This window comes from Xanthomonas melonis (assembly GCF_020783655.1).
Taxonomy (GTDB): domain Bacteria; phylum Pseudomonadota; class Gammaproteobacteria; order Xanthomonadales; family Xanthomonadaceae; genus Xanthomonas; species Xanthomonas melonis.
In genome coordinates this window covers 161,439-174,832 of the sequence record NZ_JAJGQH010000004.1, presented here as the reverse complement: position 1 = coordinate 174,832, position 13,394 = coordinate 161,439, and the positions used below count along the sequence as shown (strand labels likewise).

The following is a 13,394-nucleotide window of genomic DNA, read 5'->3' as shown; positions in this document are numbered from 1 at the left end:
TTACCTTGCGCAGCGGGGCGCTGCCCGGCGACCGCTCAGCGGTTGCACAGCAGGTCGCCGTAGACCACGCAGTCGCCACCGCTGCGCGCCGGGCCAGGCGCGTCGTACAGCACCAGCCAGCTCGGACGCCTGCCGGCCAGCTGCGGCGGCAGGTCGCAGATCGCTTCGGCGCGATCGCTGTCCTTGCCATGCGGCAACACCGCCGATTCCAGCAGCGTGTGCTGGAACCGCACCGGCTCGCGGTTGGCGGCCAGCACCTTGCGCGCATCCGGCCATTTCAACAGGCGGATCTCGCCGTTCAGGACCATGGTCGGCCCGGCCAGCAGGTACAGATCGTCGCCGGAATAGTGCAGGTCGCGCACGCCCAGCCCACCCAGCTGCAGGAAATGCTTGCGCAGCAGCGTGCCGTCCTCGTCCAGTGGGGCCAGCCGCAGATGGTCGCCATGCGCTTCCACTGCGATCTCCAGCAGCGCCGACCAGCCGCGCAGCACCGGCCCGCGCAGGCCCAGCAACAGGCGCTGGCCGTCGACCACGATGCCCTCGATGTCGAAACCGTTGTCCTTGCCGGGAATCTTCAGGAACGGGCCGAAATGCGGGTCCTCGGCCAACAGCTCGGTGAGCTGGTTGTGCTTGGCGTCGCCCTTCAGACGCAGCGCGCGGCGGCCATCGGCGGTCTGCCGCACCAGCCGCGGCGTGCCGTCGTCGTCGCGTTCGACCGGCAGGCAGGCCAGCAGGCGGCGGTTGGCGTCGAGCTTGAGTTTGGTCAGCCGCTTGGCATTGTCGGCATCGGTGCGGCCGGGTTTGGCGTTCTTGCGCTTGGAGCCATGCGAACCCACCACCCACAGATAGCCATCCGACAATCCCATTCCTTCCAGGTCGGCTTCCTCGGCATCCTCACCCGGCAGGTCCAATAGCTCGGCCAGCGGAAAACTCTGGCCTTCGCCGAAGCGCAGGCGTTCGCGCTGGCCGGGCTGCAACCTGCGCAACCGGTCCACCGAGCAGGCTTCGTCGCCGGCCACCCATAGCCAGTCGTCGGTGAATGCAGCACCGGACAGATTGCTGTGCACCAGCGCGCCCGGCGTGAACTCGAGCCGGACGCTATGCGGAATCAGATTCTTTTTGGCCATGGGTGCGTCTGGACAACCGTGCTGGAGAAGGCCGCCAGTACACCACGATCACGGCGCCGGCGGGCGCTGCGCATGGCAGCACGGGCATGCCACGGACGTCCCAGCGGGCTTGCGAACGTGATCTGCCTGCATCCGCACTACGCGCAGTGTGGCGGCCTCATTCCCAGGTCGCCAGCCGGGCACGCGCGAGGCCGGCTCCCAACTGCCCGGACCAATCGCGATCATTGGCCACCTGCGCCTGGGCGCGGCTGGCTTCGAAGGCAGCGAAATCCAGCGCCGCATACGCCCATACCGCCTCGCCGCCGGTCTGCGCGAGCACGCCGTCGGCGGGGAAGCCCACATCCATCGGTGCGAACACCGCCGCCTCACCGGTATTGACGTCCAGTGCCGGGCTCCAGGGCGCATGCCCGGCGGTGACCGACTGCGCGACGAAGATGCGGTTCTCCAGCGCGCGCGCCAGGCAGCCGACGCGCACGCGGGTGGCGCCGGCGTCGGTGTCGGTGCAACTGGGCACGATCAGCAGGCGCGCACCGGCTTCGTACTGCGCATGCACCGGCAGCGGGAATTCGCTGTCGTAGCAGATCGCGATCGCCGCACGCACGCCGTCCAGGTCGAACACCTTCAGCGCATCGCCCGGCTCGATCAGCCCGGTCGCTTTTTCGAAGCCGGTGAGCTGCAGCTTGTCCTGCCACCCGTGGCGGCCATCCGGCGTGAACCAATCGCTGCGATTGCGGTAGCGCCCCTGGCCCAGATCCAGCAGAAAGCTGCCGGATATCAGATGCAGGCGGTGCTGCCGGGCCAGCCCGGCAAACAGCTCCAGCCACGGTGCACGCAAGGCCTGGATGGCCGCCAGCGACTCTGGCAGGCCGGCGGAGATCTGCGTGCCGAAGGTCGCGGCCAGCTCCAGCGACAGGTATTCCGGCAGCACCGCCACGCGCGCGCCGGCCAGCGCCGCCTCGCCGACCAGGGCCGACACGCGTACGGCAAAGGCGTCGAAATCCGCCGGTCGACCGATCGGGTACTTGGCAACGGCGATGGTGAGCGGCGCATTCATGGCGGTTTCCTGTGACGGGAAGCGGGAACAAGTGCAGGCGACCCGCGCGGGTGGCAGGCGGCCATGCAGGAGGTACGGGCGCAGCTAGTCCGCCAATGCGCGCGTCCATACGCTCAAACTGTGGTCGATCTGCCCGCGTTGCAACTCCGCCCACGCCAGCCGCACCTGCATGTCCGGCTGCGGCGCATAACCGCGCTTGCGCCAGAACGCATCGTTGGGCCGATAGTCGGCTGGCTTGCGCGGATCGTCGGGCGTGCGTTCCACCGAGCAGAAGGCGGTGAGCGCGAAGCGGCCCAGCGCGCGCGCATGCGCTTCGCGGCGGTCGAAGAACGCATGGCCGATGCCCCGCCCGCGATACGCGGGCAGCAATACCGATTCGCCGAAATAGAACACGCTGGCCGGATCGATGCCGGCGGCACGGAACGGTGCATGAAACGCCTCGCTGTCGTCGAGCAGCGGCAGGCCGGTGGACGCGCCGATCACCGCATCGCCATCGCGCGCCAGCACGAACACGCTCTGCGGCGAGGCCGCATACGCTGCCAGATAGTCGCGTTCGTAATCGGCATCGCCCTCGTACAGATAGGGCCATGCACGAAACACCGCGATGCGCAGCTGCGCCACCGCATCCAGATACGGCAGCACCGCATTGCCGCTTACTGCTTCGACGATGAGGGAGGTACCGGTCATGCCGGCCATGGTAAGCGAGCCGGACGTATCGCGCTGCCCCGCCACCGCCGCTCAGCGCAGCCAGCTGCCGTGGCGCTGTTGCAGGGCACCGGGCTGTTGCCACATCAACCACACTGCCGACGCTTCCGCCGCCACCAGCACCCCGAGCAACGCATCATTGCTGCGGGTCCAGTAGCTGCCATTGCTCAGGCGCTGCCATGGCCCGTAGCGACGCAGGCCGGCCTCCCCCTGCGTCATCTGCTGCCGTGGCGCCTGCATGAAGTTGCAGCCACCGGTGCGCAAGTCCTCGGCGGTGCGGTCATGCAAGCGCAAGCCGATCACCCCGCCGCGCCCCTGCCCGGCCCACGGCAAGGCCGATAGTGCCGAGCCTTCCCACTGTTGCGGTAGCGCTGCGGGAAGCAGCGCCACCGTGTCGATCCCTGCGGGCAGCAAACGCTGCGCCCGCCGGACCAGTTGTGCCTGCGCTCTCATGCCGCTCTCAGCGCAGACTATTGCCAAGTTCGTACCAATCGAGTTTGCGGGTCACCCACATGATGCTGGCCAGGATGCCGAACAGCAGCAGGGAGCCCATCAGCAATGCGTTGTCTTCGGAGATCAACAGGCTGTACAGCACCCCATACAGGGCCGTGAGCATCACCGAGAATCCTGCGGCGCGGCCCCAGCTGCGCAGCACGCCCGACAGGTAGAAGAACTGCAGCCCGATACACGCTGCGGCCGAGAGCAGGTACGCCTTCCAGAACGCGATCTGCTCGGACAGACTGAGCAGCAGCAGGAAGAAGATGGCCAACGCCAGGCCGACCAGCAGGTATTGCAGCGGATGGATGGGCAGGCGTTTGATCAATTCGAACAGCACGAACGCCACGAAGGTCAGCACCACGAACAGGATGCCGTACTTGCTGGCTCGGTCGGCCTGGGTATACACGTCCACCGGATCGACCAGGCGCACCTCCAGCATGTCCAGCGCATCCTGGCTGGACTGCAGCTGGGTCTGTGCGCCGGTGGCCAGCGACGACAGCGACCAGGTGGCCTCGAAACCCTTGGGCCCGATGCTCGGCGCATTCGGCAGGAAACGGCCGCCGAAGGAGGGGTGCTGCCAGGCCGAGCGCAAGGCGATCTCGTTGTTGTCGGCGATCGGCGCGATGGCCAGCCGGCGGGTGCCGTCCAGCACGAACTGCATGTTCACCACGCTGCCCTCCTGCAGCCGTCCGGCGGCCGTGTCGGTCAGCGGGCTCAGCGCGGCATGCACGCCTGCGGAGCGATCGGCCAATGCACCGGCACCGCTTTCCAGTGCCACTGCACGCCCGTCCACCTGCAACCGCGGGGTGCCGACCAGCCCGCGCACGTCGGAGATGCCCACCGCCAGATGCGGCCGGCCGTAGACGCGGGTCGGCACGGCAGCGTAGTCCAACGGCGCATATTCCGCGTGCAGGGTGGCGTTCCAGGAATACACCTGCACCCGGTACAGGCCCACCTCGCGGACCGACGGCACCATCTCGCCGCCGAGTTTCAGGCGACGCGGCGTCTGCATCAGCACGCCTTCGCGCTTGCGCCAGACCTTGCGCTGGTTGCCCTGCTCGTCCGGCTCGGTCACCTGCACCTCTTCGGTATACGGCAGCACGCGCACCGGCGCGATGAATTGCTGCTCGCCGGCCTTGCTCTGCGCCACCCGCTCCACCGCCTCGTCACGATAGCGGGCACGGTCCTGCACCGCGCCACGGATCAGCAGCAAGGGGATCAGCAACAGCAGGATCAGCCCACCGATGGTGGCGAACCGCAATAACAGTTTCAGGGATTTCATCGACCGTCCTCGTCTTGGAAGCGGCCAGGGTGCGACGTGGCGGTGTCGGGGGTTTGAGGCGAAATTGAAGCGAGTGTGAAGTGCTCTGCGTACGCTGCCGCGTCGGCGCCGCCAGTCGATGGCAACGGACCCGCGCGGGCGCGGGGGGACGTGATCGGGGGCGGCCACGGGCAGGTGTACAGCACGCCACCCCGCTACCGTGCTGCGCTGTGCGGGCGGCCTGGCAGAGCCGCCCGAGGCCGCTGGCCTCGCGCTCAGGCGATGGGCACGCGCAACACGGCCACTGCGCCGCCGCCCTCACGATTGTCCAGCCTGACCTCGCCGCCATGCAGGCGCGCCACCTCGCGTACGAAGGGCAGCCCCAGGCCGGAGCCGCGCTGGCCGGTCTGCGGGCGCGCCAGCGAGTAGAAACGTTCGAAGACGCGCTCGATCGCATACCCCGGCACACCGCTGCCGCGGTCTTCCACCAGCAGCTGCAGCTGCGCACCCTGCAGTTGCATGCGTAGCTGCACACGGCTGCCTGCGGCTGAGAACGCGATGGCATTTTCCAGCAGGTTGATCAGCGCCTGCCGCAGCAGGAACGCATCGCCGTGCACGGCCTGATCGCCGGCCGTCAGGCATGCAGCATCGATCTCGACCTGCACCCCGGCGCTGGCGGCGCGTTGCGCCACGGCTTCCACCGCCGCCTGCAGCAAGCCGGACACGTCGATGCGCTCGCGCCTCTGCAGCCAGCCGTGCTGTTCCACCTCGGCCAGCGCCAGCAGCTTGTCGATGGTCTCGGTCAGGCGCCGCTCCTGCGCCCGGATGCTGGCGACGAAGTGCTGGCGATCGGCGTCCGGCAGCGGCTCGCTCAGCAGTTCGGAGGCGCCGCGAATCGCGGCCAGCGGGCTCTTCATCTCGTGCGTCAGCGACTGCACATACTGCTCGACATAGGCCTTGCCTTCCAGCTGGCGGCGCATGGTTTCCAGTGCCTGGCCCAGATCGCCGATCTCGTCGCTGCGCGGTGCCGGCGGCGGCACCGGCTGGCCGGCACTCACTGCCTGCGCATAGCGATTGAGCCGGCCGATGCCGCGCATCAGCCACCAGGTCATGGCGATGCCGATCAACGCCGAAATGCCGATCAACCAGGCGCCGCGTTGCAGGATGTTGCGCTGGCTGGCCTCGATGAAGGGGTCGATACTGCGGTTCGGCTGGGCCAGGGTCAGCACGCCGATCAGTTTCCCGGAGTCATCCGGCGCGTAGATCGGTGCAGCCACGTGCATCACCGTCGCGGTGGGATCACCATCGTTCTCGGGGCTGGAACGCGCGCCATATTCGCCGCGCAAGGTGCGGTAGACATCGTTCCAGCGCGAATTGTCGCGCCCCACGTCGCGGCCCAGCGAATCGAACACCACCACGCCGCGCGCATCGGTCACGGTGACGCGGTAGTCCACGTTGTTCTTGCGGAAGCGCCACACCCAGGCCTTGGGATCGCGCTGCTGCGCCTGCGCCAGATGGCGGGCGAAGCTGCCGCTGGCAATCGTGCCCTGCGCAAGCTCGGGGCCGGCCATTTCCGCCAGTACATTGGCCGCATCCACCAGCGTGGATTCCATCGCCTGGCGCACGCCGGGCTTGACCTCGTTGACGAACACCCGCATCACGAAGAACGCGGCCAGCCCGACGATCAGGAAAAACCCCAGGAACAGCTTCAGACCGAGCCGCATCTCAGCGCCCGGCCCGGGGGACGCACGCACGCCTGGGCGAGGTCATCGGCTACACCTCCAGGGCGTAGCCGAGGCCACGGTGGGTGCGGATCGGATCGGTCGGCACGCCGGCCTCGCGCAGCTTGCCGCGCAGTGTCTTGATATGCGTATCGACGGTGCGATCGGCGCTGTCGGCGCTGGCGTCCCAGCCGCGGTCCATCAGCTGCGCGCGGCTGAGGATGGCGCCGGGCCGCTGCAGCAGCGCGGCCAGCAGCGCGTATTCGTAGCGGGTCAGCGGCAGCAGGGTCTGGCCGTAACGGATGCGGCTGCCTTCGCGGTCGATCGCAAAGGCGCCATGCGGCTGCCAGCCGGCTTCGGCGGCTACAGGCGCCGCCCGCCGACGCAGCCGCGCCCGCACCCGCGCCACCAGCTCGCGCGGAGAGAATGGCTTGGCCATGTAGTCGTCGGCGCCCAGCTCCAGCCCCAGCACCCGGTCGATCTCGTCGTTGCGGGCGGTCAGGAAGATCACCGGCACCTCGCTGAAGCTGCGCAGGCTGCGGCAGACGTCGAACCCGTTGATGTCCGGCAGGCCCACGTCCAGCACCACCACATCGGCAGGATCGGCACGCAGCCGCGCCAGCGCCTCGCGCCCCAGCACGCAATGTTCGGGCGCATAGCCCTCGCTGCGCAGCGCGTACAGCACGGTATCGGCAATGGCGGCCTCGTCTTCGACGACGAGCACGCGGACAGGAGCTTGGGACATGGCGCGCAGCATAGCCGCATGCGCGCGTGGTCTGCAGCGCCGTCGTCTCCCGCTCGCCCAGCACCGCGGGCTGCACCCGCTTTCGCAACGCTTGCCGGCCGGGTCCCGCGTCCGCACGCCGCCAGCCACCCGCGCACCAGCGCAAACGCGCCCGCCCGCTTACACTGCCGCGATGAACTATCGCCACGCCTTCCATGCCGGCAACCACGCCGACGTGCTCAAGCACATCGCCCTACTGGCGCTGATCGACTCGCTCAAGCGCAAGGACACCCCATTCTTCGTGCTCGACACCCACGCCGGGCGCGGCCGTTACCAGCTCGGTGGCGAGGAAAGCCGCAAGACCAGCGAAGCCGACGCCGGGGTACTGCGATTGATGGCCCAGCCCACCCTGCCAGACGTGGTCGAGCGCTATCTGCGTGCGGTGCAGGCCGACAACCTGGCGCCTGCACGCCCCGTGACGCCCGGGCAGAAGCCGGCCCGCCCCACCGCCGGCATCCAGCTCGATCATTATCCCGGCTCACCGCTGCTGGCCGCACAGGCGCTGCGCGCGCAGGACCGCATGGCGTTCTGCGAACTGCAGGCCGACGAGGCACAGGCGCTCAAGAGCCTGTTCGACAAGGACAGCCGCGTACGCGTGCATGCCGGCGATGGCTATGCGGCGATCCGCGCCTTCCTGCCACCGCGCGCGGGCGACATCAAGATCGGCCGCGGGCTGGTACTGATCGACCCGCCGTACGAGGCGCAGGACGCCGAGTACCCGCAAATCCTGCACAGCGTGCGCGAGGCGCTAGCGCGCTGGCCGCAGGCGATCTGCATGGTGTGGTACCCGATCAAGCTGCGCCGCAGCCTGCAGCCGTTCATGCGCAAGGCCGCCGCGCTGCCGGCCAAGTCGGTGTTGGTGGCCGAGCTGCAGGTGCGGCCGGACGACTCGCCGCTGCGCCTGACCGGCAGCGGGCTGTTGATCGTCAATGCCCCCTGGCAGTTCGACCGGGTGCTGGCGCCTGCGTTGCCGGTACTGAAGCAGCATCTTGGCGAACCCGGCGCCTCCACCCGGCTGGAGTGGCTGCGGCAGGACGCCTGATCCGCCGCCGGCGGTCGCGGCTGCCGGCGGCAGCCGGGGCCGGCTGGCGCTGCAGCGCGACACACGCCGGCCGTTACCGTCCCACCACCTGATCGCGCGCCCCCCGCTTCGAGGCGCGGCAACGCACGCGCCGGCCCGCGCGTGTCCGGGCCGCCGACCCGGCTGCCGGAGCTGCGTGTGTGAGCGTGCCACGGGAAGCCCCGCGGTCGGATGGCCGCCCACGCGCACCCTGCACTCTCACGACTGGCTCACGGCTCGGCTCGTTACAGTGACGTGAGAAGCACTGTCACCGCTTGTCGATCCCTCGCCGCGCACCGGATTCATTCACGGTTGCGCGCCGTGCTGGTGCCAGAATCTTCCGATCTTGAAGGAATTACCGGTCATGGCCATTCGCAATCGCATGCCTCCGTGGCATGAAAACTTCAGCCTGCCCAATGGCCGCACCCTGCTGCTCCGTCCGATCCGCCCCGAGGACGGCCCACCCTTGCAAGGGGCCTTCAGCCTGCTGGGGCCGGAGGAAATCCGCGCGCGCTTCGTGCGCTCCTCCACCGAGATCACTCCGGAGATGGTGCAGCGCCTGACCCATCCCAACCCCAAGAGCGAGATCGTACTGGTGGCCGCCGAGCAACTGCCGCCGGGCGAGGCCCTGGTCGGTGCGGTCGCGCGCGCCGCGCTGGTACCCGGCACCCGCCAGGCCGAATACACCATCCTGGTCAGCAGCTTCGTCGCCGGCCAGGGCTTGGGGCGGCAGTTGATGCGCAAGCTGGTCAAGTGGGCGCGTCGCAAGTACCTGGACTGTCTGTTCGGCGACGTGCTGCAGAGCAACGTCCCGATGCTGCAGCTGGCCGAATCCCTGGGTTTCAGACCGCAGGCGCATCCGGAGTCGCCGGAGCTGGTGCGGATGGTGCTGGAGTTGGATGCCTGAGGGGCTGGGATTCGGGATTTGGGATTTGGGATTCGGCTTGGAGCTGGCGATCTGCGGCTTGGTTGCAAGGACCAGTCGAGTCGGTCGGTGTGCCTAGCTTTCAATAAAACCACCAGCAAACTCTCTGGCGCGGTGTGCTTACCGATTGCGGGACCGTTGGCGGCATGGATGCCGCCAACGAGCCTCCAGGGACGGATTCACGGCGTGTCCCGCGAGCGGTAAGGGCGCCGCGCACTCGACCAGCGTGGCTTTGGACTCTCCAGGCCCCACAGAAAGCCGCCAACAAAACAGATGCACGAGCTCGCAAGGGCTGTAGCCCCGCAGCGCCCTTCGGCATGCACCGTGCGAATCACCTTTCACGCCAGATGGACCGGCCGCGGCGGGCGCTCTGATAAAATTGCCGGCTGATGCCGTCGCCTACCTACCCTTCTCCGCCGCTGCCCAAATCCGGCCAGCTCCGCGCCTACTGGCGCGCACCGTCGTCGCCCACTGCGCTGGCCTGGTCGATCGCCCGCGCGGCCGAGGCGCATGCCGGGCCGCTGCTGGTGATCGCGCGCGATAACCAGAGCGCGCACCAGATCGAATCGGATCTGCTGACCTTGCTGGGTGACTCGACGGCGCTACCGGTGGTGCCGTTTCCCGACTGGGAAACCCTGCCCTACGACCAATTCAGCCCGCACCCGGAGATCATCAGCCAGCGGCTGGCCGCGCTGCATCGCCTGCCCGGACTGAGCAAGGGCGTGGTAATCGTTCCGGTGCAGACGTTGCTGCAGCAGCTGGCACCGCTGAGCTACATCGTGGGCGGCAGCTTCGACCTGCGCGTCGGCCAGCGCCTGGATCTGGACGCGGAAAAACGCCGCCTGGAAAGCGCCGGCTACCGCAATGTGCCGCAGGTGATGGACCCGGGCGATTTCGCCGTGCGCGGCGGTCTGCTCGACGTGTTTCCGATGGGCGCGGACGCACCGCTGCGGGTGGAGCTGCTGGACGAGGACATCGACTCCATCCGCGCCTTCGACCCGGAATCGCAGCGCTCGCTGGACAAGGTGGACGCGGTCAAGATGCTGCCCGGCCGCGAAGTGCCGATGGACGACGCCAGCATCGAGCGCGTACTGGCCTGCCTGCGCGAACGCTTCGACGTGGATACCCGCCGCAGCGCGCTGTATCAGGACCTGAAATCCGGCATCGCCCCGTCGGGCGTGGAATATTACCTGCCGATGTTCTTCGGCAAGACGGCCACGCTGTTCGATTATCTGGACAGGCGCGTGCTGCCGGTGATCGCCACCGGTGTCTCCAACGCCGCCGATGCATTCTGGACCCAGGCGCAACACCGCTACGAACAGCGTCGCCACGATGTGGAACGCCCGCTGTTGCCGCCGGACGAGCTGTACCAATCGCCCGATGCGTTGCGCGAGCGGCTCAACAAGCTGGCGCGTATCGAAGTGTGGCCGGCCGATCACCCGCGCATCGACGAGGCGTCCGCGCTCGGCGACCAGCCATTGCCGCCGCTGCCGGTGGCCGCGAAAGACGCGCCCGCCGGGCAGGCGCTGGCGTCGTTCCTGGGCCATTACCCGGGCCGGGTGCTGGTCGCCGCCGACTCGGCCGGCCGCCGCGAAGCGCTGATGGAAGTGCTGGCCGCCGCGCAACTGAAGCCGGAGGTGGTTGCCGACGTGCCGGCATTCCTGGCCGGCACGCTGCGCTTCGGCATCACCGTGGCGCCGCTGGACGACGGCTTTGCGCTGGATGCCCCGCAGATCGCGGTGCTGACCGAGCGCCAGCTGTTTCCGGAGCGGGCAAACCAGCCGCGTCGCACCCGCCGCGTGGGACGCGAGCCGGAAGCGATCATCCGCGACCTGGGCGAGTTGTCCGAGGGCGCGCCGATCGTGCACGAAGATCATGGCGTGGGCCGCTACCGCGGGCTGATCGTGCTCGATGCCGGCGGCATGCCCGGCGAATTTCTGGAGATCGAATACGCCAAGGGCGACCGGCTGTATGTGCCGGTGGCGCAGTTGCACCTGATCAGCCGCTATTCCGGCGCCTCGGCCGAGACCGCCCCGCTGCATTCGCTGGGCGGCGAACAATGGACCAAGGCCAAGCGCAAGGCCGCCGAAAAGGTCCGCGATGTCGCAGCCGAACTGCTGGAAATCCAGGCACGCCGACGCGCGCGTGCGGGTCTGGCCTTGCAGGTGGATCGTGCGATGTACGAACCGTTCGCGGCCGGCTTTCCGTTCGAGGAAACCGGCGACCAGCTGGCCGCCATCGATGCGACCCTGCGCGACCTGGCCAGCAGCCAGCCGATGGACCGCGTGGTCTGCGGCGACGTGGGCTTCGGCAAGACCGAGGTCGCGGTGCGTGCCGCGTTCGCCGCGGCCAGCGCCGGCAAGCAGGTCGCGGTGCTGGTACCGACCACGCTGCTGGCCGAACAGCATTACCGCAATTTCCGCGACCGCTTCGCCGATTACCCGATGAAGGTGGAGGTGCTGTCGCGCTTCAAGAGCACCAAGGAGATCAAGGCCGAACTGGAGAAGGTGACCAGTGGCGAGATCGACGTGATCATCGGCACGCATCGGCTGCTGCAGCCGGACGTGAAATTCAAGGATCTGGGCCTGGTGGTCGTCGACGAAGAGCAACGCTTCGGTGTGCGGCAGAAGGAAGCGCTCAAGGCGATGCGTGCCAATGTGCACCTGCTCACGCTCACCGCCACGCCGATCCCGCGCACGCTCAACATGGCCATGGCCGGCCTGCGCGACCTCTCCATCATCGCCACCCCGCCGCCGAACCGTCTGGCGGTGCAGACCTTTATCACCGCCTGGGACAACACGCTGCTGCGCGAAGCGTTCCAGCGCGAACTCAGCCGCGGCGGCCAGCTGTATTTCCTGCATAACGATGTGGAAAGCATCGTGCGCATGCAGCGCGAGTTGTCCGAACTGGTGCCGGAAGCGCGCATCGGCATCGCGCATGGGCAGATGCCCGAGCGCGAGCTGGAACGGGTGATGCTGGATTTCCAGAAGCAGCGCTTCAACGTGTTGCTGTCGACCACGATCATCGAATCGGGCATCGACATCCCCAATGCCAACACCATCATCATCAACCGCGCCGACCGCTTCGGCCTGGCGCAGCTGCACCAGTTGCGTGGCCGCGTCGGTCGCTCGCATCACCGCGCCTACGCCTACCTGGTGGTGCCGGACCGCCGCTCGATGACCTCCGATGCCGAAAAGCGCCTGGAAGCGATTGCCTCGATGGACGAGCTCGGCGCCGGCTTCACCCTGGCCACCCACGACCTGGAGATCCGCGGCGCTGGCGAGCTGCTGGGCGAGGACCAGAGCGGGCAGATGGCCGAGGTCGGTTTCAGCCTCTACACCGAACTGCTGGAACGCGCCGTGCGCAGCATCCGCCAGGGAAAGCTGCCCGACCTGGATGCCGGCGAGGAAGTGCGCGGTGCGGAAGTGGAGCTGCACGTGCCCTCGCTGATTCCCGAGGATTATCTGCCCGACGTCCATACCCGCCTGACCCTGTACAAGCGCATTTCCAGCGCGCGCGATGCGGAGGCCTTGCGCGAGTTGCAGGTCGAGATGATCGACCGCTTCGGCCTGCTGCCGGATCCGGTCAAGCACCTGTTCGCCATCGCCGAGCTCAAGCTACAGGCCAATGCACTGGGCATACGCAAGCTGGATCTGGGCGAAAACGGCGGACGGCTGGTGTTCGAAGCAAAGCCGGCGATCGACCCGATGACCATCATCCAGATGATCCAGAAGCAGCCGAAGATCTACGCGATGGACGGCCCCGACAAACTGCGCATCAAGCTGCCGCTGCCCGAAGGCGCCGACCGCTTCAACGCCGCACGCGGCCTGCTGGCGGCGTTGGCACCGGGCTGAAGCGGGTAGCGGCGCAACGCTCCGCTGAGCAGACAGCCTCGAACGCTACGCGGCGTACGCACTATGCGCATGTGGGTCACGTGCCCGGCGGCGAGGCGATCCCCGGTCCTCGGCCGCAGCTGGATCCAGGCAAGACCCCTGCACGCCTGCGTATTCCCATCCTGTGCCCACCTCGCCGTTTCTCCAGCGGCGCTCTTCCACCGTCGGGATCGGCTTGCCTGCGGCACCACACCGCCACCTTCACGCCGATCGACCAATCTCCCGCGCTATGGCTGCGTTGGGGGTGCGCGCTGTCCAGGCACGATCGATCCGGCGCCATTGTCCACAGGACTGTCCCGGACAATCCGTCCCTGAGCCTGCTTGCGACAAAACTGAGCGATTAATTCGCGCGCAGTGACCCGTTTC

The 13,394-nt window shown here is 68.1% G+C and carries 10 protein-coding genes; 3 read left to right on the top strand and 7 right to left on the bottom strand.

All coding sequences use genetic code 11. The features are described 5' to 3' along the window. Positions 1 to 35: 35 nt before the first annotated feature. From LL964_RS05740 to creB, 7 genes are all read right to left on the bottom strand, one after another. Positions 36 to 1,127, bottom strand: a complete 1,092-nt coding sequence (locus LL964_RS05740) for a DUF3616 domain-containing protein (RefSeq protein ID WP_104587336.1) — start codon at positions 1,125 to 1,127, stop codon at positions 36 to 38. A gap of 157 nt (positions 1,128 to 1,284) precedes the next feature. Continuing rightward, positions 1,285 to 2,181, bottom strand: coding sequence for a carbon-nitrogen hydrolase family protein (locus LL964_RS05735; RefSeq protein WP_104587335.1), 897 nt, complete (start codon positions 2,179 to 2,181; stop codon positions 1,285 to 1,287). Between the two features lie 84 nt (positions 2,182 to 2,265). Beyond that, on the bottom strand, positions 2,266 to 2,877 hold the full coding sequence (locus LL964_RS05730; RefSeq protein WP_104587334.1) for a GNAT family N-acetyltransferase: 612 nt from the start codon (positions 2,875 to 2,877) through the stop codon (positions 2,266 to 2,268). Between the two features lie 42 nt (positions 2,878 to 2,919). Then, complete coding sequence (locus tag LL964_RS05725; protein WP_104587333.1) at positions 2,920 to 3,339, bottom strand: hypothetical protein; 420 nt, start codon at positions 3,337 to 3,339, stop codon at positions 2,920 to 2,922. A gap of 7 nt (positions 3,340 to 3,346) precedes the next feature. Next, positions 3,347 to 4,666, bottom strand: coding sequence for a cell envelope integrity protein CreD (creD, locus tag LL964_RS05720; protein WP_104587332.1), 1,320 nt, complete (start codon positions 4,664 to 4,666; stop codon positions 3,347 to 3,349). 254 nt (positions 4,667 to 4,920) lie between these two features. Further along, the gene (creC, locus tag LL964_RS05715) at positions 4,921 to 6,369 is read right to left on the bottom strand and encodes a two-component system sensor histidine kinase CreC (protein WP_104587331.1); all 1,449 of its coding nucleotides are present in this window, start codon (positions 6,367 to 6,369) and stop codon (positions 4,921 to 4,923) included. A gap of 49 nt (positions 6,370 to 6,418) precedes the next feature. Further along, a complete protein-coding gene (creB, locus tag LL964_RS05710) occupies positions 6,419 to 7,123 on the bottom strand; it encodes a two-component system response regulator CreB (protein WP_208621439.1) in 705 nt (234 codons plus the stop codon). A gap of 160 nt (positions 7,124 to 7,283) precedes the next feature. On the opposite strand from creB, the gene LL964_RS05705 reads away from it, so the two are divergent. The 3 genes from LL964_RS05705 to mfd all read left to right on the top strand — a co-directional run bounded on the left by LL964_RS05705 (position 7,284) and on the right by mfd (position 12,989). Beyond that, the gene (locus tag LL964_RS05705; protein WP_104587330.1) at positions 7,284 to 8,192 is read left to right on the top strand and encodes a 23S rRNA (adenine(2030)-N(6))-methyltransferase RlmJ; all 909 of its coding nucleotides are present in this window, start codon (positions 7,284 to 7,286) and stop codon (positions 8,190 to 8,192) included. 382 nt (positions 8,193 to 8,574) lie between these two features. Further along, on the top strand, positions 8,575 to 9,117 hold the full coding sequence (locus LL964_RS05700) for a GNAT family N-acetyltransferase (protein ID WP_104587329.1): 543 nt from the start codon (positions 8,575 to 8,577) through the stop codon (positions 9,115 to 9,117). Between the two features lie 407 nt (positions 9,118 to 9,524). Beyond that, entirely contained in the window at positions 9,525 to 12,989 is a 3,465-nt protein-coding gene (mfd, locus tag LL964_RS05695; RefSeq protein ID WP_104587328.1) for a transcription-repair coupling factor, read from the top strand. Positions 12,990 to 13,394: the final 405 nt, after the last annotated feature.